The organism is Pseudomonas sp. PDM21, from assembly GCF_014852505.2.
GTDB lineage: Bacteria > Pseudomonadota > Gammaproteobacteria > Pseudomonadales > Pseudomonadaceae > Pseudomonas.
This window is the reverse complement of record NZ_CM181223.1, coordinates 3,052,967-3,076,959: the sequence shown is the minus strand read 5'-3', so window position 1 is coordinate 3,076,959 and position 23,993 is coordinate 3,052,967. Positions and strand designations below refer to the sequence as shown.

6 protein-coding genes are annotated in these 23,993 nt (G+C 68.6%); all 6 read right to left on the bottom strand.

The annotated features are described in order from the left end of the window. Positions 1–68 precede the first annotated feature (68 nt). The gene (locus IB275_RS14210; protein WP_192295663.1) at positions 69–1,031 is read right to left on the bottom strand and encodes an alpha/beta hydrolase; all 963 of its coding nucleotides are present in this window, start codon (positions 1,029–1,031) and stop codon (positions 69–71) included. Next, positions 1,028–8,911, bottom strand: a complete 7,884-nt coding sequence (locus IB275_RS14205) for a non-ribosomal peptide synthetase (protein WP_192295662.1) — start codon at positions 8,909–8,911, stop codon at positions 1,028–1,030. Before IB275_RS14205 ends, IB275_RS14210 begins: the two co-directional genes overlap by 4 nt. Further along, positions 8,911–21,678: a non-ribosomal peptide synthase/polyketide synthase gene (locus tag IB275_RS14200; RefSeq protein ID WP_192295661.1), complete on the bottom strand. Its 12,768-nt coding sequence runs from the start codon at positions 21,676–21,678 to the stop codon at positions 8,911–8,913. Before IB275_RS14200 ends, IB275_RS14205 begins: the two co-directional genes overlap by 1 nt. 145 nt (positions 21,679–21,823) lie before the next feature. Continuing rightward, complete coding sequence (locus IB275_RS14195) at positions 21,824–22,804, bottom strand: TauD/TfdA family dioxygenase (protein WP_192295660.1); 981 nt, start codon at positions 22,802–22,804, stop codon at positions 21,824–21,826. Between the two features lie 21 nt (positions 22,805–22,825). Further along, positions 22,826–23,548 carry a thioesterase II family protein gene (locus IB275_RS14190; protein WP_192295659.1) on the bottom strand — a complete coding sequence of 241 codons (723 nt, stop codon included), beginning with the start codon at positions 23,546–23,548 and terminating at the stop codon, positions 22,826–22,828. A 3-nt stretch (positions 23,549–23,551) separates the two neighbouring features. Beyond that, positions 23,552–23,761 (bottom strand): MbtH family protein, encoded by a 210-nt coding sequence (locus tag IB275_RS14185; protein ID WP_192211110.1) that lies wholly within the window; start codon positions 23,759–23,761, stop codon positions 23,552–23,554. Positions 23,762–23,993 lie beyond the last annotated feature (232 nt).

Here is a 23,993-nt window from a genome sequence, read left to right as displayed (position 1 = left end):
TCGCGGGCATGGCCCGCTCCTACAGGTTGAAGTCGATGATCCGGGTTATGCAGCAGCAGGCCGCCGGCTTACCAACGGGCAGCGAGGAACTCGGCCACGCGCCGGTAATACCCCTCCACCTCCGGCACCAGGTTGCCCATGCGCAGGAAGTCGTGGGTCATCCCGCAGCAGCGCTCCGCCTCCACTTCCACGCCCTGCTCCACCAGCGCGCGGGCGTAGGCCAGGCCTTCGTCCAGCAACGGATCGAACTCGGCCGCGAACAGCAAGGCCGGCGCGCTACCTTGCAAAGCAGCACCGGCATGGACCGGAGAGCAGCGCCAATCACCTCGCTGCGCAACGTCAGGCATGTACTGCTGATAGAACCAGTCCAGGCTGGCCGTCTCCAGCAGATAGCCCTCGGCAAACAGTTCCTCCGACTCAGTGCGCGCGCTGGCGTCCGCCGCCGGATAGAACAGCAACTGCGCGCAGGGCTGCTCCGCCCCCTCGCCTGCCAGCTCGGCGCAGAGCACGGTGGCCAGTGTCGCGCCGGCACTGTCGCCACCGACGGCAAGGCGGCGCGGACTCAGGCCGAGGCTGACAGCCGCGTTCAGCAGCCAGTTCCAGGCATCACGCGCGTCGAAGGTCGCCGCCGGGAACGGCGCCTCCGGCGCCAACCGGTAACCCACCGAAATCACCGCGCAATCGCAGTGCTTCGCCAGCCACCGGCACAGCCCGTCATGGGAATCCAGGCTGCCGACCGTGTAGCCGCCGCCATGGAAATACAGGATCGCCCCATCGCCAGAACCGGCAGGCCGGTACAGGCGGACAGGCAGCTGCCGGCCCTCGCGCGCCGGGATCAGCAGCGCTTCCACCGGCATCGACGGCGCCCCGGCCTTGAGTGATTCTGAGGAGGCCTCGAAGTCCTGCCGCGCCTGCTCCAGCGGCAATTCGTGCAACGCCGGGCGCCCCGTGCGGCGGCCGTCGTCGACCATGTCCAGGAAGGCGGAAATCTCCGGGTGCAGCATGCCGACCTCAATCATCAATGCGTTCATACCGTGGCTTGCTCCTTGCGCGCGCCGCTTTCCACCTGGGCGCAGCAATGGCCGATCACCCCTTCCAGTTCCGTGCGCAGCTGCGCCATCAGCGACTCGATGCGCGACGGGCGGAACACCCGGCGACTGAACATGCAGCGCAGGGTCAGCTCGCCGTCATAGACCTGGCCGACAATCTCCAGCCAGTTGTTCATCGGCGTGCTGGCGGCGTAGGTGTCGCCGGGCTTCTCCTGCAGCGGTACGAACAGCGCCTTGTCGTCGAAGCTCTGGTCGAACTGGCCGAGGTAGTTGAAGGTGACGCGCGGCTCGGCGCGGGCGGCAAGCTGGCGGCGCAGCGCACTGTCGCCCAGGTAGCGCAAGGCGCCATAGCCAATGCCCTTGTCCGGCACCGCGCGCAGTTGCTGGCGGATCGCCGGGATGGCCTGGGCGTAGTCGCCCTGCCCCGGCGTCAGGCGCAGCGGGAACAGGCTGGTGAACCAGCCCAGGGTACGGCTGTGGTCGACTTCGTCGAGGACATCCTCGCGGCCGTGGCCTTCCAGGCCGATCAGCACGGATTGGCTGTCGCACCAGTGGCACAGGGTGCGACCAAGGGCAGTCAGCAGCAGATCGTTGATCTGCGTGCGGTAGGCCTCTGGCGCCACCTTCAGCAGGCGCTGGGTCTGCTGGCGGTCCAGGCGCAGGAACAGCTGCTCCAGGTGCGTCATGCGCTCGGCGCCGCGCGGGTTGTCGCGTTGCGGCTCGCCAAGGCCAGCGCTGTCGGTCTGTTCCAGCCAATACGGCAGGTCGGCCTGGGCCAGTTGGCTGTCGGCGTAGTCGCGCAGGCCTTCGGCCCAGGCGCGGTAGGCGCTGGTGCGTTCGAAGATCGGCGCCGGCTCGCCAATGAGCTGCGCGGCATAACGCTGTTGCAGCTCCTCCAGCAGGATGCGCCAGGACACGCCGTCCACGCCCAGGTGGTGGATCACCAGCAGCAGACGCTGGCTGCCATCGGCCATGTCGGTGAGCACACCGCGCAGCAGCCGGCCTTCGCCCAATTCCAGGCTACGTTGCGCCTGGTTGGCGATCAGCAATGCCTCCTCGGCGTTCGCCGCCTGCCGCTGCCAGAGCAGCGCACCGGTGATCTCGCTGGCCTCGCGATAGCGCTGGCGCCACAGGCCGTCAGCCCCTTGGGCGAACGACAGGCGCAGGCTGCCGTGCTCGGCCAGCAGGCCTTGCAGCGCCGCTTCCAGCGCCTCGGCGTCGAGGCGCTGGCGGCACTCCAGCAGCACCGCCTGGTTGAAGTGGTTAGGTTCCTCCAGTCGCTGCTCGAACATCCATTGCTGGATCGGCACCAGGCCGAAGGACTCGCCATCGTCGGCCATTGCCACCACCGCTGTCGGCGCCGCCTCGGCGACGCTCTCGGCGCGTTCCAGCAGGCCGGCGATGGTCTGGTACTGCAACAGGTCGCGCAGGCGGATTTCCACCCCGTCACCCAGCGCCTGGCGGGCGCGGGAGACGATCTGCAGGCTGAGGATGGAGTCGCCGCCCAGGTCGAAGAAGTTGTCGCGGATGCCGACGCGCTCCACTTGCAGCACGTCCTGCCAGATGACCGCCAGCGCGCGCTCGCGCTCGTTTCGCGGTGCCTCGTAGGCCTCGCCCTGCCAGGTCGGCTCGGGCAGCGCCTTGCGGTCGATCTTGCCGTTAGGCGACAGCGGGAAACGCTCCAGCCGGAGGATCTGCGCGGGCACCATGTAGTCCGGCACCTGCTCGCGGAGGAAGCTGCGCAGCGCATCGCCTTCCGCTGCGCCGACCACGTAGCCGACCAACTGCTTGCCGCTGATACCGTCGCGGGCCACCACCAGCGCCTCGCTGACCTGCGGGTGATCCTGCAGGCGCGCCTCGATCTCGCCCAACTCGATACGGAAGCCGCGAATCTTCACCTGATGATCGATGCGCCCGACGTAGTCGATCACGCCATCGGCGCGGCCGCGTACCAGGTCGCCGCTGCGGTACAGGCGACCGCCTTGCGAGAGGTCGAACGGATCGGCGACGAAGCGCTCGGCGGTCAGCCCGGCGCGCTCGTGGTAGCCGCGCGCCAGGCCATCACCGCCGATGTACAGCTCGCCGGCCACACCCAGTGGCACCTGGCGCAACTGCTCATCGAGGATGTACAGCTTGCGCGCGCCGACGCCCTTGCCGATGGGCGCATAGGCGGCATCGCAGTCCGTCGTGCGGTCGGCCTTCCACAGCAGCGGCGTGACCACGGTTTCCGTGGGGCCGTAGCCGTTGATCAGGTGCTCGGCCCGCAACGCGCGCTTGGCCAGCTCGAAGCTGGCGTTGGGCACCGCGTCGCCGCCGAAGCAGTAGATGCGCACCGGCGGCGGGTTGCCGTCACGCAGCGCATGTTCGGCCAGTTGCTGCAGGTACACCGGCGGGAAGGCCGCCACGCTCACCTGCTTGTCGTGCAGTACGCGGTAGGTCTGCTCCGGCGTCCACAGCTCGTCGCCGCGCAGCACAAGGCTGCCGCCATGTACCAGGGTAGTCAGCCAACGCTCGTGGGCGCCGTCGAAGGCGAAGGACATGAAGTGCAGCTCGCGGGTCGCAGCATCCATCCGGTACAGCTCGCCGATGGCCGCACAATGCATGGCCAGCGGGCCATGGCTGACTGCAACGCCCTTGGGCTTGCCGGTGGAACCGGAGGTGTAGATCAGGTAGGCGAGGTTTTCCGGCTCCAGCGCCACCACCGGCAGATCGCTGTCTTCGCCGGTGAGGTCGAGGCTGTCGAGCTCCAGGCAGGTCACGCCCGCCGGCAGCGGCAGGCGCTCGCGCAGGCGGTTGTCGGTGATCAGCAGCGCGATGCCGGCATCGGCCATCTGGAATTCCAGGCGCTCGCGCGGGTACTCGGCGTCCAGCGGCACGTAGGCGCCGCCAGCCTTGAGCACCGCCAGCAGCGCCAGCGGAATGCGCACGCTGCGCGGCAAGGCCACGCCAACGCGGACTTCCGGGCCAACACCGAGGGCCATCAGGCGATGGGCCAGGCGGTTGGAGTCGCGCTCCAGCGCCGCGTAGTCGATCTCCTCGTCGCCACAGATCAGCGCCACCTCATCGCCACGCAGCGCAGCCTGGCGGGCGATGGCCAGGTGCACCGGCTCGGCCGGCGGCAGCGACTGGTGCGGGCCACGACAGGCAGCCAGGGCCGCACGGTCGCTGGCGGACAGGCATTGCAGTTCGCCGACGCGCTTGCCGGCGCCGTGCAGCAGGCTCTCCAGCACCTGCTCCATATTGCCGCGCAGGCGCGTTACGGCGGCTGCGCTGAAGTGCGCACGCAGGTACTGGTACTCGATCTCAAGGCGTTCGCCGACACGCACGGCAAGGTCCATGGGGATGCTGGTCTCGTCCTTCGACTTCAGCTCGCCGAAACGCGGCCCCTGGGCGCTGCGCAGCACCTCGTCGACCGGATAGTTCTCGAACACGATGATGCTGTCGAACAGCGCCTGCCCGGCCTGACCGGCCCAGCGCTGGATGTCGTACAGCGGCGTGTGCTCGAACTCGCGGACGTCCAGGTTGTAGGCCTGCAGCTCGCGAAGCCAGTCGCCGAGGTCGGCTTGCTCTGCCGGCGCCTGGACGATGGGCAACGTGTTGATGAACAGCCCCAGCAGGCTGTCGGCGCCGGCCAGTTGCGCAGGACGCCCGGCCACGGTGGCGCCGAAGGCCACGCGCTGCTGCCCGGTGTAGCGTTGCAGCAGGAGGATCCACGCCGCCTGCACCAGGGTATTGAGCGTTACCCGCTGGCTGCGGGCGAAGGCCTTCAGGCGTTCGGTGGCCGCCGCGTCGTAGCGGCTGTATTCCAGGCCGTGGCCGCTGCCTTCGACCGGGCGCGCCAGGCTGTCGGCGAGTACGGTGGGCTGGGCAAAGCCTTGCAGGCGACCGCTCCAGAAGTTCTGGGCCTGCTGCTGGTCCTGCACCTGCAGCCAGTGGATGTAGTCGCGGTAGCGGCCCTGCTCGGCGATGCTCTCGCCGTTGTAGCGGCGCAATGCTTCGGCAAACAGCTGGGCGTTGCTCCAGCCGTCGAGCAGGATGTGGTGGTGGGTGTAGATCAGCTGGTGGCTGGCCTCGGCGCTGCGCACCAGCACCAGCCGCAGCAGCGGCGGGCGTTCCAGGTCGAAGCTGCGGCTGCGCTCGGCGGCGGCCAGTTCGTCCAGTGCCGCGTCCATGTCCTCGCGGCCGCGCCAGTCGAGCACCTCCAGCGGCAGCTCGACGTGTTTGTGCACGGCCTGCACCGGTTGATCCAGCCCCTGCCAATGCACACCGGCACGCAGGTTGTCGTGGGCATCCAGCGCGGCCTGCCAGGCGGCACGGAAGCGCTCCACGTCCAGGTCCTGCACCTCCACGCGCAGCTGGTTGACGTAGACACCGCCCTCACTGCCGTCCACGCCGTGGAACAGCATGCCCTGCTGCATCGGCGACAGCGGGTAGAGGTCTTCGATCTGGTCTGGATTCAGACCGAGTGCGGCCAGCTGTGCGGCGTCCGGGGCTTCGAGAGCGGCGACGGCAACGGGTACTTCGGCCGCAACGAAATCACCGGCCACGCGGGCCAGCGCCTGCAGTGTCTGGTGCTGGAACAGGTCCTTCGGGCTCAGTTGCAGGCCGGCGGCACGGGCTCGGCTGACCACCTGGATGGAGACGATCGAGTCGCCGCCCAGCTCGAAGAAGTTATCGTCCAGCCCCACGCGATCAAGGCCGAGCACGGCGCACCAGATGGCCGCCAGGGTTTGCTCGCGTTCGCTTTCCGGCGCGCGGTAGGTCTTCTGCAACAGGCTGAAGTCCGGCTCCGGCAGCGCCTTGCGGTCAAGTTTGCCGTTGGGGGTCAGCGGCATGCGTTCGAGCTGGACGATCTGCGCGGGAACCATGTAGTCCGGCAACTCTTCCAGCAACGCGGTGCGCAGGTCGCAGTCGATGTGCCCGGTGACGTAGCCCACCAGTTGCTTGACCTGCCCCGCATCTCGGGCGATCACCACCGCCTCGCGCACGCCGGGCTGGCCGAGCAGGCGAGATTCGATCTCGCCCAGCTCGATGCGGAAGCCGCGGATCTTCACCTGATGATCGATGCGGCCGAGGTATTCCAGCACGCCGTCAGCGCGCCAGCGCGCGAGGTCGCCGGTGCGGTACATGCGCGCGTTTCGCTCCGAGCTGAACGGGTCAGCAACGAAGCGCTCGTTGGTCAGTTCCGGGCGCCCATGGTAGCCGCGCGCCAGGCCGTCGCCGGCGATGTACAGCTCGCCCGCCACGCCGATGGGTGCGGGTTGCAGCTCGCCATCGAGGATGTACAGCTGGGTGTTGGCGATAGGTTTGCCGAGCAGTACGCGGGCGCCCTTTTCTATCTTCCAGGCCGCCGACCAGATGGTGGTTTCGGTGGGTCCGTAGAGGTTCCACAGCGCTTCTGTTTGTGCGGTGAGCTTGTCCGCCAGCTCAGCAGACAACGCTTCGCCGCCGCAGAAGAAACGGCAGCCGGTCAGGCGCGGGAAGTCCTCGTGGCCACTGAGCAGAGTCCAGGTGCTGGGGGTCGCCTGGATCACCGTCACGCCTTGCTCCAGCGCCACCCCGAGCAGGCGCGACGGGTCGCGGGCGACGTCGCGGTCGACCAGCACCACACGGCCGCCGACCAGCAGCGGCAGGTACAGCTCCAGCGCGGAGATATCGAAGGACAGCGAGGTCAGCGCGAGCACGCGATCCTGCGTACTCAGGCCGGGCTCGCGGGCCATGCTCAGCATGAAGTTGACCACCCCGCCGTGGCGCACGGCGACGCCCTTGGGCTTGCCGGTGGAGCCGGAGGTGTAGATGACGTAGGCCAGATCATCCGGCTTGGCGAGGTTTGCCAGATCGTTGTCGGCGTAGCCATCCAGCTGCGCCCAGTCGCGGTCCAGGCAGAACGCGCGGGCACCCGTCTGCGGCAGCTCGCCGAGCAGGTGCTGCTGGGTCAGCAGCAGGCGCACGCCGCCGTCTTCGAGCATGTGCGCCAGGCGTTCGGCGGGGAATTCCGGGTCCAGCGGCACGTAGGCGCCGCCGGCCTTGAGCACCGCCAGCAGCGCCACCGGCAGCTCCACCGAGCGTTCCAGCGCGACGCCCACGCGGCTGTCCGGGCCGACGCCCTGCTCGCGCAGCCAGTGCGCGAGGCGGTTGGCGCGGCTGTTCAGCTCGGCGTAGCTGAAGCTGCGCTGGCCATCGGTGAGCGCCACGTCGGCAGGCGAGTGCTGCACCTGCTGTTCGATCAGCTGGTGCAGGCAGGCATCGCGCGGGTAGTCCATCGCGGTGGTATTCCAGCCGTAGAGCAGTTGTTCGCGCTCGCTGCCGTCCAGCAACGGCAGGCGCGCCACCGGGCATTGCGGGTCGCGCACCAGGGCCTGCAGCAGGTTGAGGAAGTGCCCGCCCAGGCGTTCGATGGTCGCCGTGTCGAACTGGTCGGTGGCGTACATGAACTGCCCGCGCACCTGGCCGTCACGGCTTTCCTCGGTGTTCAGGGTCAGGTCGAACTTGGCGATACCGCTGTCCAGCTCCAGGCTTTCCAGCTGCAGGCCACCGGGCAGCTCGCGCAAGGCGTCGCGGCGACTCGGCTGGTGGTTGCAGGCCACCTGGAACAGCGGGTTGTAGCTCAGACTGCGCTCGGGCTGCAGGGCATCCACCAGTTGTTCGAACGGCAGGTCCGGGTTGGCCTGGGCACCCAGCACCGCTTCGCGGGTGCGGGCGAGGAAGGTGTTGAAGGATTCGTCGCCGTCGATGCGTGCGGACAGCACCTGGGTATTCACGAAGAAGCCGATCAGCCTTTCGCTCTCGGCGCGGCCACGGCCGGCGATGGGCACGCCCACGCGCAGCTCGCGCTGGCCGCTGTAGCGCGACAACAGCAGCTGGTAGGCCGCAAGGATCAGCATGAACAGCGTGGCGCCCTGCCCGCGCGCCAGTTCGCGCAGGGAATCGCTGAGCGCGCGGGGCAGTTCGAAGTCCAGCGTCGCACCGCGATAGCTCTGCACCAGCGGGCGCGGCCGGTCGCCCGGCAAGGTCAGCAGCAGGGACTCATCACCCAACTGCTCCTTCCAGTAGTTCAGCTGCCGCTCGCCTTCGCCGGCCGACAGCCACAGGCGCTGCCAGCGGGCAATATCACTGTACTGGATCGGCAAGGCTTCCAGCTCGGCCCGGGTGCCCTGTACTTCGGCACCGTAGAGAGCAGCGAATTCATCGATCAGCACGCCGATGGACCAGCCGTCGGCAATGATGTGGTGCAGGTTTACCAGCAGCAGCGCCTCGCCCGGCAGGCGTGCCAGGTGCAGGCGCAGCAGCGGGCCTTCTGCCAGATCGAAGCAGCGCTGGGCGCACTCGTTGAGCCATTGCCGCGCCTCCGCTTCGCTGCCGAAATCCTTCGCCTCCAGATGCGCCGGGCCCGGAGGCAGGACGCATTGCAGCACCTCGCCATCCGGCTCCTGTAGGGCGCTTAACGCGCCAGCGTTATCCGCCGCCGCACTCTGCCCAGCCTGCGGCGGATGACGCTGCGCGTCATTCGCCCTACGAGAGCGGTCCTCTGCGCTGCGGAATACGGTGCGCAGGCTTTCATGGCGCGCGATCAGCGCGGCGAAGGCGCGCTCCAGCGCACCCTCGTCCAGCACACCGCGCAGGCGCACGGCGGCGGGAATGTTGTAGGCGGCGCTGTGCGGTTCCATCTGCCAGAGGAACCACAAGCGCGCCTGGGCTGCCGAGAGCGGCGCGTGCTCGCGTCCCTCGCGCAGGATCGGCAGGCGCGACAGGCTCACGCCTTTCTCGCGCAGCTGGCGCAGGAAGACGATCTGCTTGTCCTCGGGCAGCGCGCCAAGGCGCTCTGCGACCTGTTTCAGCTGGGCGTCCATCGGTTGACTCATTACAGGTTCTCCAGCTCGCCGAGCAGTTCGTCCATCAGGTCCAGTTCCTCTTCCGCGCTGGCGGCGCCTGCCCGCTGGGCTTCGATCCAGGCGGCCAGCGCCTCGATATTGCTCAGCTCGAACAGGCGGTGCAGCGGCAGTTCCAGGCCCAGGCGCTGACGCAGGGTCAGGCCGACCTGGGTGAGCAACAGCGAATGGCCGCCCAGTTCGAAGAAGTCGTCGTGCAGGCCGACGCGGTCCACCTGCAGCACGTGCTGCCAGATGCCGGCCAGTTCGACTTCCAGGTCGCTGCGCGGCGCCATGTACTCGCGCAGGCTGTCGCCCAGCTGCGGGTCCGGCAGGGCCTTGCGGTCAAGCTTGCCGTTGGGCGACAGCGGCATGGCGTCGAGGGCGATGATTCGCGACGGCACCATGTAGTCCGGCAATTCGCCTTGCAGCGCCTGACGCAGGGCTTCGGGCTCGGCGCTGGCGACCACGTAGGCCAGCAGCACGCCGTCCTTCGCCACCACCACCGCTTCGCTGACCTGCGGATGGGCCTGCAGGCGCGCCTCGATTTCGCCCAGTTCGATACGCAGGCCGCGAATCTTCACCTGGTGATCGAGACGGCCGAGGTATTCGATGGCGCCGTCTTCGCGCTGGCGAGCCAGATCGCCGGTACGGTACAGGCGTTCTCCACTGCCGAACGGGTCGGCAATGAAACGCTCGGCAGTCAGGCCGGGACGCGCGTGGTAACCGCGCGCCAGGCCCACGCCGCCGATGTACAGCTCGCCGGCCACGCCTTGCGGCACCGGTACCAGGCGCTCGTCCAGCAGCACCAGGCGCAGGTTGTCGATGGGCCGGCCGATGGGCACGACCTGCCGCGCGTTGTCCTCGTCGCAGGCCCAGAAGCTGACGTCGATCGCCGCCTCGGTCGGGCCGTAGAGGTTGTGCAGCTTCGCACTGCTGCGCTGGCGGAACTGCTGTTGCAGCTCATAGGGCAGCGCCTCGCCGGAGCACATCACCTGCAGCAGCGACGGGCAGCGCTCCAGTTCACCGGAGGCGACGAAGGTCTGCAGCATCGACGGCACGAAGTGCAGCGTGGTGACCTGCCCCGCCTCGATCACCTGACGCAGCGCCAGCGGATCGCGATGCGCGCCGGGCGCGGCGACCACCAGGGCGGCGCCGGTCAGCAGCGGCCAGAAGAACTCCCACACCGACACGTCGAAGCTGAACGGGGTCTTCTGCAGCACGCGATCGGAGGCGTCCAGCGCGTAGGCCTTCTGCATCCAGTTCAGGCGATTGACCAGCGCGCGATGGCTGTTGCCGGCGCCCTTGGGCTTGCCGGTGGAGCCGGAGGTGTAGATCAGGTACGCCAGGTTCTGCGGGCTGCCGGCGCTGGCCGGATTCTGCTCGGAGGCCGTGGCGATCTCGCCCCACTGGCTGTCCAGGCATACCATTTCGGCGTTGCTCGCCGGCAGGCGCTCCTGCAGGTGCTGCTGGGTCAGCAGCAGGCTCACGCCGCTGTCGCTCAGCATGTGCTGCAGGCGCTCCTGCGGGTAGTCCGGGTCCATCGGCACGTAGGCGCCGCCCGCCTTGACGATGCCCAGCAGAGCCACGACCAGCTCCACCGAACGCTCGGCGGCCACACCGACCAGTACGTCCGGGCCGACGCCCTGACCACGCAACCAGTGCGCGAGCTGGTTGGCACGGGCATTGAGCTGGGCGTAGCTCAGGCGCTCATCACCGAATTGTACGGCCAGTGCCTCCGGGGTCGCGGCGACCTGCCGCTCGATCAGTTCCTGCAGTTGCACGTCGGCGGGGAATTTCGCCTCGGTGTCGTTGAAGCGCTGCAGCAGTTCGTTGCGCTCGGCGTCGGCCAGTTGGCTGACCCGGCCCAGCGGGCGCTCGGCGTCTTCCACCAGGGCCAGCAACAGGTGCTCGAAGTGCCCGCGCAGCTGCTCGATCTGGCTCGCGCTGAGACGGTCGGTGCGGTAGGTGTAGCGCACATCCAGCTGTTCGCCGGCACTGGCCACCAGGGCCAGGGCGTAGTTGGTGCCGTCCACCGGGTGGTGGTCGAGGATGCGCAGGTCGTCCTCGCTGGAGGACGCCAGCGCCGCATCCATGGGGAAGTTCTCGAACACGATGATGCTGTCGAACAGCGCCTGCCCGCCGCGGCCAGCCCAGCGCTGGATGTCGTACAGCGGTGTGTGCTCGAACTCGCGTACGTCGAGGTTGAAGGATTGCAGCTCGCGCAGCCAGTCGCCGACGCGCTGGGCGTCATCCGGCGCCTGGACAATCGGCAGGGTGTTGATGAACAGGCCAAGGCTCTCTTCCGCTCCCGGCAGCGTGGCCGGGCGCCCCGCCACGGTGGCGCCGAAGGTCACGCTGCGCTGCCCGCAGTAGCGTTGCAGCAGCAGCGCCCACGCGCCCTGCACCAGGGTGTTGAGGGTGACGCGCTGGGCCTGGGCGAAGCGCTGCAGCGGCGCGCTGTCGAGGCGGCTGTGCAGCTCGCACAGCGGCTCCTCGCGGAAACCGGCGCTGCAGGCGGTGGCCAGCAGGGTCGGCTCGTCGAAGCCCTTCAGGCGCTCGCGCCAGAAGCTCTCGCCCGCCGCGCCGTCCTGGGCGTGCAGCCAGCCGATGTAGTCGCCGTACTGCGCCGCCGGCGCCGACAGTGCTTCGCCACGGTAGAGCGCGAGCACTTCGCCGATCAGCCGCGCGCTGCTCCAGCCATCCAGCAGCAGGTGGTGGCAGGTCCAGATCAGGTGGTAGCGGCGCTCGCCCAGGCGTACCAGCGCCAGGCGTTGCAACGGCGGCTTGGCCAGGTCGAAGCCAAGGTTGCGTTGCGCGTCAGCGACGTTTTCAAGCTGTTGCTCACTCACCTGCTGGTCGCGCCAGTCGAAGGACTGCACCGGCAACTGCGCGTCGCGCAGGACGAACTGCAACGGCGCCGCGTCGGCACTGGCGAGGAAGCCGGTGCGCAGGTTGGCGTGGCGGGCGATGACCGCGCGCCAGGCGTCCAGGAAACGCACCTCGTCGAGGCCGTCCAGGTCGACCCGCAGCTGATTGACGTAGAGCGAGGAGCCCGGCACGTCGAGGGCATGGAACAGCATGCCCTGCTGCATCGGCGACAGCGGATAGAGGTCTTCCACCCCGGCCGGCAGCGGCATTGCGTCGAGCTGTTGCTGATCGAGACCGAGCAGCGGCAGCTCATTTGCGCCGAGCTTGTGGGGATGGCTCAGGCAGTAAGCGACCAGTGCTTGCAGTTCGGCGCGCAGCAGCGCTTGCAGCTCGTCGATGTCCGCCGCGTCGAACATGGCGCTGCTATAGGTGACTTCCAGGCTCAGCTCGCCGCCGAGCACGCGGCCGGCATAGACCAGCGCGTTGCCCAGCGCAGCGTTCAGCGGCTGGCTGCGGCCCACGCCTTCGAAGGCCGGCAGGAAATCGGCGTCAGCGAAGGCCTGGTCGAGCTGGCCGAGGTAGTTGAAGGTCACCTGCGGCGCCGGCAGGTCACGCAGGCTGGCGGCGTGCTGGCTGAGATAGCGCAGCTGGCCGTAGCCGATGCCGGCGCGCGGCAGATTGCGCAGGTGTTCGCGGGTGGCGCGCAGGTCCGCACCCGGCTCGCCGCCGGCTTGCAGGCGGACGGGATAGAGCGCAGTGAACCAGCCCACGGAGCGGCTCAGGTCCAGCGCTGCTTCGCCGTCGAAGGCGTCGCGGCCGTGGCCTTCCATCTCCACCAGCGCAGAGCTTTCACCGGTCCAGGCGCAGAGGGCGCGGGCCAGCGCGGTCAGCAGCAGGTCGTTGATCTGCAGGCGCTGCGCTTTCAGTGCCGGGCCGAGCAGTTGGCGGGTGGTCTCGACATCGAGGCTGAAGCGCGCGTTGGCGGCTTCCTTCCAGGTGGCCGGGGCGCCGCTGCGGGCGCGGGTCAGACGCGGCGCATCGTGCAGCTCGGCCTGCCAGTAGCCAAGCTCAGCCGCCGCGCCATTGGCAGCCGCCTGCTGGCGGGCGCTCCAGGCCTGGTAGCTGTCGCTGCGCGGCAGTGCAGCGGGGGGGCGGCCGGCGCGCAGTTCGCGGTAGGCGTACTGCAGGTCTTCCAGCAGGATGCGCCACGACACGCCATCCACCGCCAGGTGATGGATCACCAGCAGCAGGCGCTCGCTGCCGTCTGCAAGGCCGACTTGCATGGCGCGCAGCAGCGGGCCGTTGGCGATATCCAGGCTGGCCTGGGCGTCGTCGCACAGGCGCTCCAGGGTTTGCGCGTCTGCCGCGCGGCGGCGCCACAGCAGCGTCATATCCAGCGGGCCGTGTTCGGCGTAACGCTGGCGGCTGCCGTCGAAGCGCAGGCGCAGCGCGTCGTGCTGGCCGACCAGCCAGTGCAGTGCGCGGGCGAGGACGTCACCGTCCAGCGCTTCACGCGGTTGCAGCAGCAAAGCCTGGTTCCAATGGTGGCGCTGGGCGCTCGGCATGCGCTCGAAGAAGCGCGCCTGTACCGGCGATAGCGCCACCTCACCGCTAACCGAAACGACCGGCGCAGCTGCTGCCGGCGCGGCCGGAGCGCGGCTTTCCAGCCACTGCGCCAATTGGCGAACGCTCTGCCGCTCGAACAGCTGTTTCGGGCTGAGCTTGTAACCGAGTTTGCGGATGCGCGCGATGATCTGCAGGCTGAGGATGGAGTCGCCGCCCAGCTCGAAGAAGTTGTCTTCGGCACCAACGCGCTCGACCTTCAGCACTGCCTGCCAGATATCGGCGATGCGCTGCTCCAGCTCGCTTAGCGGCGTGCTGTCGGCTGCCTTGGTAGCCACTTCGACGCGTGGCAGCGCCTTGCGGTCGACCTTGCCGTTGGCGTTCAAAGGCAGGCGTTCCAGCAGCATCAACTGGGCCGGCAGCAGGTATTCAGGGACAGCGGCGGCCAGGGCTTCGCGCAGGCTTTCCACGCTCCGCCCCTCAGCCACGGCCCAGGCCAGCAACTTCATCGGGCCGTCTTTGTCACGCTCGGCCAGCGCTACGGCATCACGTACGCCGGGCAGGCGCTTGAGCGCTTGCGCCAGTTCACCCGGCTCGACGCGGTAACCACGGATCTTCACCTGGTCATCGACGCGGCCGAGGAATTCCACGACGCCGCGACGGCTCAGCCGCACGCGGTCGCCACTGCGGTACAGGCGCTCGCCCTCAATCGCCACGAAGCGCTCGGCGGTCATTTCCGGCAGGCCGAGGTAACCCAGCGCCAGGCCCGCGCCGCCGATGTACAGCTCGCCGGGCACGCCCGGCAGCAGGTCGCGGCCGCTCTCGTCAAGCACGCGAATGGCACTGTTGGCCAGCGGCGTACCGATGGGCAGGCTGCCTGCCGGCAGGTCGTCCAGCAGCGACCATTCGTGGGTCAGCACGCCCACGGTGGATTCACTGGGGCCGTAGTGGTTGACGATGCGCAGCTTGGGCGCCAGCTCGCGGATCGGCTGCAGCAGCGCGCGGTCGCAGGCTTCACCGCCTACCACCAGCAGACGCCGCGGCAGCACGGCGGCAGCGTTGGGCGCGGCGGCCAGCAGGCCGGCGAGATGACTGGGGACGATCTTCAACACGTCCACGTCCTGCATGAACGCGGCAAAACGCTCGGCATCGGCCACGGCCTGGGCATCCGCCAGGTGCAGGCGACCGCCGCCGCACAGCGCGCCGAACAGCGTGGTGTGGCCGAGGTCGGCAGCCACCGAGGAGACCATCGCCATGCCCAGGCCCCGGGCGCGGCCCTGGTCCAGTTGCAGGCGTTCGAGCACGGCCTGCACATAGTTGGCGAGCGCCGCGTGGCTGACGCGCACGCCCTTGGGTTGGCCTGTCGAGCCGGACGTGAAGATCACATAGGCAGCCTGCTGCGGGTCGATGCTCCGCGCAGGCGCGGCAGCGCTATCCTGCTCCGGGCCACCGGCCGGAATCAGCGTGGCGGCGTCGCCGAAGGTCGCCAGCAGCGCGGCATCACTCACCAGCACGCGGCCGATGCCGTTGTCGGCGAGCAACTGGCGCAGACGCTCGGCCGGTTGCGCCGGGTCCAGCGGCACATAGGTGGCGCCGGCCTTGAGCACGCCCAGCAGCAGGAGCACCCACTGCGCGCTGCGCTCCTGGCAGAGGGCGATGCACTCGCCCAGCTCCACGCCGCTGGCGATCAGCGCGTTGGCCAGGCGGTTGCTGCGCTGGTCCAGCTCGGCGTAGCTGTAGCGGATGCTGTCGTCCTGCACGGCGATGGCGTCCGGCTGCGCGGCGACCTGCGCGGCAAACAGGCCGAGTACGTCGGATTGCGGCCATTGCCGGGTCTCACCGCGACGGCGCGAAGCCACCGGGCGCGGCAGTTCGCCAAGGGCGCGCTGCGGTTCGGCGCACAGCTGGCGCAGCAGCGCTTCGAACTGGCCGGCGATGGCGGCGACGCTGTCCTCGTCGAACAGGTCGCGGGCATAGACGAAGCTACCGCGCAGTTCATCGCCCGGCTGGCCGCTGGCGTCCAGCGCCTCGGCCATGTCCAGGGCGAGGTCGAAGCGCGCGCCGTACTGTTCCTCGCTGAACAGTTCCAGCTTCAGCGCGCCGGCATCGGGCAGGCGGCTGACGTCGAAGCCGAAGTTGAACTTCACCTGCACCAGCGGGTTGTAGGCCAGGCTGCGCTCGGGCTGCAGGGCTTCCACCAGTTGTTCGAACGGCAGGTCCTGGTGCGCCTGGGCGCCCAGGGCCAGCGGCTTGAGGCGGGCCAGCAGCGCGGCGAAGGATTCGTCGTCAGCCAGCGCGCAGGGCATGACCTGGGTGTTGACGAAGAAGCCGATCAGCCCTTCGGTTTCCAGCTGCTGGCGGTTGGCGATGGGCACTGCGACGCGCAGGTCGCGCTGGCCGCTGTAGCGTTGCATCAGCACCGCGTAGGCACCGAGCAGCAACATGAACAGAGTGACGTCCTGCTTGCGGGCCAGTTGCTTGAGTCGACCGCCGAGGTCGGCGTCCAGGCTGAAGCCGAGGCTGCCGCCACGATAGCTCTGCACCGCCGGGCGCGGGCGGTCGGCAGCCAGTTCCAGGACGGGCGTTTCGAGGCTCAGCTGCTCGGTCCACCAGCTCAGCTGACGCAGGCCCTCCTCGCCCGCCAGCAGCTCGCGCTGCCACTGGGCGTAGTCGGCGTATTGCACCGGCAGCTCCGGCAGTTGCAGTTCTTCGCCTGCTGCGAAGGCGCCGTAGAGGCGACTGAATTCGTCCACCAGCACGCGGATCGACCAGCCATCGGAGACGATGTGGTGCATCGTCAGCAGCAATACATGGTCGGCATCGGCCAGCTTGATAAGGGTCAGGCGCAGCAGCGGGCCATTGCGCAGGTCGAACGGATGCTGTGCTTCTTCCTCGGCCAGTTGGCGCGCGGCGCTTTCGGCTTCTTTCTCATCGGACAGATCGACCCGCGCGAGGTCCAGGGGCTGCGCCGGCTGGATGCGCTGGAAGGCCTGGCCGTCCACCTCATCGAAGGTGGTGCGCAGGGTTTCGTGGCGCGCCACCAGGGCATCGAAGGCACGGCGCAGCGCGGACTCGTCGAGCTGACCGCGCAGGCGTAGCGCACCCGGCACGTTGTAGGCGGCGCTGGCCGGTTCCATCTGCCAGAAGAACCACAGGCGGCTCTGGGCGGCGGATAGCGGCAGGTCGCCGTCGCGGGCCACGGCGCGCAGTGCCGGGCGAGCGCTGGGCGCAAGAGCCGTCAGCCGTGCAGCGAATTCGTCCAGGCGGCTGGCTTCGAACAGGTCGCGCAGCGGCACTTCGCAGCCCAGGTCACGGCGCAGACGGGAGATGACTTGCGTGGCCAGCAGTGAGTGGCCGCCCAGCTCGAAGAAGTCGTCCTCGCGGCCCACCGCAGGCACGCCGAGCACTTCCGCCCAGACAGCCGCGACGCGGCTTTCCAGACCCTCGCGCGGGGCTTCGGCGGTGCTGGCGGCTTCCTGCAGCTCGGGCAGTGTTTTACGGTCGATCTTGCCGTTGGCATTGAGCGGCATCTGCTCCAGCACGAGGATGCGCGACGGCACCATGTAGTCCGGCAGCTGTGCACGCAGGGCGGCTTTCAGTGCATCTTCGGCGAGGCTGTCACCACAGACATAACCCAGCAGGCGCTTGCCACGCTCGCTGTCGCGGGCGATTACCGCCGCTTCGCGCACGCCGGGCAGCGCGCGCAGGCGGGCTTCGATCTCGCCCGGCTCGATACGGAAGCCACGAATCTTCACCTGCTGGTCGACGCGGCCGAGGTAGTCCAGCGCGCCGTCTTCACGCCAACGCACGCGGTCGCCGCTGCGGTACAGGCGGAGGCCGTCTGCATAAGGGTCGGCCACGAAGCGTTCGGCGGTCATGCCGGCGCGCTGGTGGTAACCACGGGCCAGGCCGTGGCCGCCGATGTACAGCTCGCCGGCCACACCGCGCGGCAGCGGCTGGAGGCGGTCGTCGAGGATGTACAGGCTGCGTTCGCCGACCACTTCGCCGATGGGCGCGTAGGCCGCGCCGCAAGTCGTGTGTGCGTCGGCTTTCCACAGCAGGGGGGTGACCACGGTTTCGGTCGGGCCGTAGCCGTTGATCAGGTGTTCGGGTTTGAGCGCCCGGTGCGCCAGGTGATAAGCCGCTTCCGGCACCGCATCACCGCCAAAGCAGTAGATGCGCATGCCCGGCGCGTGACCGGTGATCAGAGCTTGTTCAGCCAACTGCTGCAGGTAGGCCGGCGGGAAGGCGGCGACCGTCACGGCATGGCGGCGCAGCTGGTCCAGGGTCTGCTCGGCGGTCCACAGCGCGTCATTGCGGATCAGCAGGCTGCCACCGTGGGACAGCGCGGTGAGCCAGCGTTCGTGGGCGCCGTCGAAGGCAAAGGACATGAAGATCAGCTCGCGGTCCGCCTCGCTCATGGCGTAGCGCCGGCCGATGGCGCGGCAGTGCGCGGCGATCTCGCCGTGGGCGACGGCAACGCCCTTGGGCTGGCCGGTGGAGCCGGAGGTGTAGATCAGGTAGGCGAGGTTCTGCGCCTGAACGCGCAGCAGCGGGCGCACGGCCAGGGCGTTGCCGAGGTCGGCCTCTTCCAGCACCAGACGCTCGACACCTACGGGCAGCGGCAGGCGTTCGGCCAGCTCGGCGTTGGTCAGCAGCAGGTCGACGCCGGCGTCCTGCATCAGCCAGGCCAGGCGCTCTTCGGGGTAGTCGATGTCCAGCGGCAGGTAGGCGCCGCCGGCTTTCATGACAGCCAGCAGGGCCAGCGGGATGTCCACGCCGCGCGGCAGGGCCACGGCGACTCGGCGCTCGGCGCCGATTCCGCGCTGGATCAGGCGTTGCGCCAGGCGGTTGGAGCGATCCTCCAGTTCGGCGAAGTTTACCTCGCGCTGCTCGTCGATCAGCGCGACCTTGGCCGGATGGCGGCGGGCCTGGACGGCGATGGTCTCGCTCAGCGCCTCGAAGGCCGGCGCGTCACTGGCCACGGCGATGCTCCAGTCACTGGCGGGCAGCCAGTCGCGGGCGTCCAGCACGGCGTCGGCATTGAGCTGCGGCAAGGCGCGCAGCAGGTCGAGGAAGTGCCCGACGAGGCGCTGCATGCCATTGGCGGCGTACCGCTCGCGGGCATAGCAGAAGCTCAGCCGCAAGGTCTGTTCGCCCTCGCGGACCCGCAGCACCAGATCGAAGGGCGTTTCCAGGTCGATCTGTTCCAGTTCTTCCACGCTGACGCCGGGCAGGCCGTTGCCGGCTCGCGGCTGCCACTGGTGGTCGAAGGCGACCTGGCACAGCGGGTGGCGGCCGTGGCCGCGTTCGGGTTGCAGCGCCTCCACCAGTTGCTCGAACGGCAGACCCTGGTGCGCCTGGGCTCGCAGGAGGTCGTCGCGCAGTTGGCGGAGCACGCCGCGCAGGCTGGCACCTTCGGGCAGCTCGCTGCGCAGCACCAGCAGGTTGACGAAGAAGCCGACCAGTCGCTCGCTGTCGAGCTGCTCGCGGCCGGCCTGGGTCAGGCCGATGCGCAGGTCGTGCTGGCCGCTGTAGCGCTGCAGCAGCAGGTTGTAGGCGCTGAGCAGGAGCATCGGCAGGGTCGCGCCGTGGGCCTGGGCCAGGCTGCGCAATTTGCCGGTCAGCTCGGCGTCCACTTCGCGTTCGATCAGCTCGGCGCTCTGGCCTTTTTCACCCGTCGTAAAAGGCAGTTCCAGCGGCGAGTGCTGGTTGCCCAGGCGCTCGCTCCACCAGTCCAGCAGACGCGCGCCCTCGCCCGCTTCCAGCTTGTTCTGCTGGGCGGCGGCGAGGTCGAGATATTGGCGCGACAGCGCCGGCAGCACGGGCTCGCGCTGTTCGACGATGGCGCGGTAGCACTCGGCGAATTCGTCCAGCAGCAGGTTCAGCGACCAGCCGTCGGCGATGATGTGATGCACGCAGAGCAACAGCGCCTGGCGGCCACCGCCGAGGTTCTGCAGGCGCAGGCGCAGCAGCGGGCCGCTGGCCAGATCGAAGGGCTGCGCGGCGAAGGCTTCGACGTCCTCGCGGGCGGCGATGTCGCGACGGGCGTTGCCCAGGGAGCTGAAGTCGCTCTCGGTGAGTTCTACCTGTGTCTCATCGGACAGGTTCAGCGACACCTCGCCATCGGCCTGCTCAATGAAGCGGCTGCGCAGGGTTTCATGGCGGCCCAGCAGCACGGCGAACGCCTGCTCCACTGCCGGCCGGCGCAGTTCGCCGCGCAGGTTCATGCGCCCGGCGATGTGGTAGACGGCGCTTTCCGGTTCCAGCTTCCAGAGGAACCACAGGCGGCGCTGGGCCGGCGACAGCGGCAGCAGACCGTCACGCGGGACTTGCGGAACGGCATCGGTTTCAGAGGTCGGCAGGGCTGCCAGGGCGGCGGCGAAGGTGCCGAGCTCCGGCGCTTCGAACAACAGGCGCAATTCCACGGCGCGGCCGAGGCGCTCGCGCAGGCGCGCCATCAGCTGGATGGCCTTGATCGAGTTGCCGCCCAAGGCGAAGAAGTTGTCGTCACGGCGGATCGCCGGCAGCTCCAGCACTTCGCTCCACAGCGCGGCGATGGCTTGCTCTTCAGCAGACAGTGGTGCGACCGGCTTGGCGCTGGCGCCATCGCTGATCGGCTCGCCAGCGCGCTGGATAGCGTAGGCCTGCAGGCTGCCGTCGAGCAGCTGGGTGCGGCAGGCCGAGCGTTGCAACTTGCCGCTGGAGGTCTTGGGCAAGGCACCCGGTTCCAGCAGCGCCACCACCAGCGGCGCTTCCTGGAAGGTTTCCGCCACGGCGGCGGAGATGGCTTTCGCCAGCGCCTCGGCGGAGATCAGCTTGCGCACGCTGCGCCCGACTTCGGCGGCGATGCCGATGCCCTCGCGGCCCTGATGCTCGATGGCGAAGGCAGAGACGCGGCCCTTGCGCACCAGGTCCACCTCTTCCTCGACGCAGCGTTCCAGGTCCTGCGGGTAGAGGTTCTGGCCACGGACGATGAGCATGTCCTTGAGGCGACCGGTGACGAAGAGTTCGTCGTTGTGCAGGAAGCCCAGGTCGCCGGTGCGCAGCCAGGTGCGGCCGTCCTTTTCGACGAAGGTGCGCGCGCTGGCTTCCGGGTTGCGCCAGTAGCCAAGGGCAACGCTGGGGCCGCTGCTCCAGATTTCGCCGACGCGGTCAGGGCCGAGGCATTCACCACTCACCGGGTCGACCAGCTGGATTTCATGGTCGGGCTGGGCCCGGCCGCAATTGATCAGCGAGGTGCCGCGCCCCGGGCGGGCGATGTTCTCGCCCAGGGCATCGAGGTTCACTTCCAGCTGGCCGATACCGTCGCCGCGTACGCCGCCGGTGACGAACAGGGTCGCTTCGGCGAGGCCGTAGCAGGCGTAGAAGGACGAGGCGTCGAACTGCGCCGGGGCGAACCAGGCGGCAAAGCGCTCCAGGGTATCCGGGCGGATCGGCTCGGAGCCGGAGAAGGCCACGCGCCATTTGCTCAGGTCGAGACCTTCCATGGCCGCCTCGTTGACGCGCTCGCAGCACAGGCGGTAGGCGAAGTCCGGCCCGCCGCTGACGGTGCCGCCGAAGCGGGCGATGGCTTCCAGCCAACGGCGCGGGCGCTCGAGGAAGTAGCGCGGCGACATCAGTACGCATTCGATACCACTGTAGATCGGTTGCAGCAGGCCGCCGATCAGGCCCATGTCGTGGAACAGCGGCAGCCAGCTGACGATCACGTCGTCGTCACCGATGCCGAAGCCGTGGCGGATCAGGCGCTCGTTGGCCACCAGGTTGCCGTGGCTGACCTGCACGCCCTTGGGCGTCGAGGTGGAGCCGGAGGTGTATTGCAGGAAGGCGATGTCGTCGTCGGCCAGTTCGGGCATCTGCCACTCGACGGCCAGCGCCGGGTCGGCCTGGTCCACCGCCAGCAGCAGCGGGCTGTCGCCGTTCTCGCGCTCGCAGGCCGGGCGCAGGGCGTCGATCAGCGTGGAGTCGGTGAGCACCAGGCTCGGTTCGGCGTCATCGAGGATCGAACGCAGGCGCGCCAGGTGCTGCGGGCGCACGGACTCCGGCGGATAGGCCGGCACGGCGATGATTCCCGAATAGAGGCAGGCGAAGAACGCGGTGACGTACTCCGGGCCGCTGGGCAGCAACAATACGGCGCGGTCGCCGTGCTGGCCGTGGCGCAGCATCCAGGCGGCCATGGCTCGGGCGCGCTCGTCCAGCTCGCGGAAGCTGATGGGCTGTTCGACATTCTCGGCGATGAATCGCAGGGCAGTCTTGCGCGGCATTTCGCAGGCGCGTTGCAGCAGGGCCTCGACCAGGTTTCCTGCGGCTTCGTAACGGTCGTTCATGACATCACCTGTTCTGTCGGCGGGCGCATGGGCCCGCCGGAGGGAAATTCGTGGGGTGTACCGGGGGATGGCCGTCGCAGGCGCTTCCCGGGTACTCCGAACTGTTCCCTCTCCCTTCAGGGAGAGGGAGCTATCCGCGCCGGCGTCAGGCGTCAGCGCCATGCCCTTGCGCCATCGCCACCACCACCTTGCGCGGGCCGCTGAACGGCGAACGCGCGTGGGCAGCGAGCATGTTGTCGAGCATCAGGACGTCGCCGCTGGTCCAGGGGAAACTCACCTTGGCCTCCTCCAGCACGCCGCGGATTTCGTCGAGCACCGAGGGCTCGATGGGGCTGCCGTCGCCGTAGTAGACGTTGCGCGGCAGGTCTTCCTCGTCGACGATTTCCAGCAGGCTTTCGCGCACTTCCGGCGGAAGATTCGAGACGTGGAACAGGTGCGCCTGGTTGAACCAGACCCAATCTCGGGTGACCGGATGCTGCGCCACTGCCTGGCAGACCTGGCGGGTACGCAGCTCGCCGTCTTCTTTCCACTCCCAGCCGATCTTGTGGGCCTTGCAGTAGGCCTCGACCACGGCCGGGTCGGCGCTGTTGAACACCTGCTCCCAGGCCACGTCCAGGCCGTTGCCAAAGTTGCGGGTGTACATCAGCCCGCGCTCGGTGAAGCGGCGGCGGATGCCTTCATCGACCCGACGGTAGATCTCGCGACTGTCAGCGATCGGTGTCTCGCCGCCGCTTTGTGCGGCCTGAACGCAGTAGAACCAGATCTTCATCGGCCACTCGCGGGTATAGGCCTGCTCGTTATGCAGCGGGATGTGCTGGTGCGGCGGGTATTCGGTAGAGGTGTACACACCGCTGGTGACGTTGCTGCGCGGGGTGGAGCCGAACTCGTAGTTGAGCAGCGGGTGGCCGAAGCCGGCGGCGAACTCACGGAAGCGCTCCGGCGCGCCGACCTGGAAGCCACGGAAGAGAATGCCGGCGCACACCGGCAGGCGTTCATCCACCAGCGGGCGCAGTTCGGCCAGTGCGTCGAGCAGGTCGATGCCGTCGCCGCGGGCCTGTACCAGCAGCGGCAGACCACCGCGCGCTTCGGCCAGGGGAGCAATGTCGAACAGAGTGGAGGTGGGCATCTGGGTCTCCGCTTGAATCGATCAGGCCAGCGCTGCGCTGGTCGACTGGCCGGGCTGGCGCAGGTGGCCGAGCAGCAGCTCGAGCAGGCGCGCCTCGCCGGCATTGAGGAAGAAGTGGCCGCCGTCGAGCATCTCCAGGGAGAAGCCGGCGCTGGTCTCGTCCTGCCACGCGGACAGGGACTCCACCGAAAGCCGGTCGGCCTTGCCGCCGAACACATGGATCGCGCAGGCCAGCGGCGCGCGGCGGCGGTAGTCGTAGAGGCCGCAGAGCAGGAAGTCGGCGCGTATCACCGGCAGGGTCAGGCGCAGCATTTCCTCGTCGGCGAACACCGCTTCGGGCGTTCCGCCCAGGCGGCGCATGCGGTCGATCAACTGGGCATCGCTCTGCTCCTGCGCCAACTCGCGATGGCTGTCGCGGCGCGCCGGCGCGGAGGCCGCCGAGGCAAACAGCGCCTGCGGCATCGGCAGGCCGCGCTCACGCAGCGCATGGGCTAGTTCGAAGGCCAGCAGGCCACCGAGGCTGTGGCCGAAGATGGCGTAGGGCTGGTCCAGGCGCGCAGCGATTTCATCGGCCAACTGGCTGGCCAGGGCGCGCAGGTCGGTCTGCAGCCTTTCGGCGAAGCGTCGGCCACGGCCGGGCAGCTCCACCGGGCAGACTTCGATCCAGCTCGGCAGCTGGCGCTTCCAGCGTGCATAGACCATGGCGCTGGCGCCGGAGTACGGCAGGCAGAACAGACGCAGCATGGGTTACTGCCCCTCGGCCATCTTCTGCCGCAGGCTGAGCGGGCGCATGTCGGTCCAGTTGGCTTCGACGAAGGCCAGGCACTCGGCCTTGCTCCCCTGCTTGCCGGCTTCGCGCCAGCCGGCCGGGACTTCCTTGTACTGCGGCCACAGCGAGTACTGCTCTTCGCCGTTGACCAGCACCTTGTAAACCGCATCTTCGCGATCGAACGCCATCGCCCTTCTCCTTCCGCTGTATGGGATGCCGGCCACCGGCCATTACCGATGTTTTCCAGCTCTGCCATGAAGACGAGGGAGACGATGAAATAGTTAGTGTTCTCGGATGCGATTAATTCTCATAAGATATGCGCCGGCGAAATTTCCTGGCTTGCCCTTCACCAGAGTGCTGAGAGATCTGACGAATGGATGCGAATGAAAAATCTTCACACTTGTGTGGGAACCCTGTCGC

Bases quoted from the DNA above. Each gene is read 5' to 3' on its own strand.
- IB275_RS14210 (WP_192295663.1), bottom strand. From the start codon at position 1,031: ATGAACGCATTGATGATTGAGGTCGGCATGCTGCACCCGGAGATTTCC.
- IB275_RS14205 (WP_192295662.1), bottom strand. From the start codon at position 8,911: ATGAGTCAACCGATGGACGCCCAGCTGAAACAGGTCGCAGAGCGCCTT.
- IB275_RS14200 (WP_192295661.1), bottom strand. From the start codon at position 21,678: ATGAACGACCGTTACGAAGCCGCAGGAAACCTGGTCGAGGCCCTGCTG.
- IB275_RS14195 (WP_192295660.1), bottom strand. From the start codon at position 22,804: ATGCCCACCTCCACTCTGTTCGACATTGCTCCCCTGGCCGAAGCGCGC.
- IB275_RS14190 (WP_192295659.1), bottom strand. From the start codon at position 23,548: ATGCTGCGTCTGTTCTGCCTGCCGTACTCCGGCGCCAGCGCCATGGTC.
- IB275_RS14185 (WP_192211110.1), bottom strand. From the start codon at position 23,761: ATGGCGTTCGATCGCGAAGATGCGGTTTACAAGGTGCTGGTCAACGGC.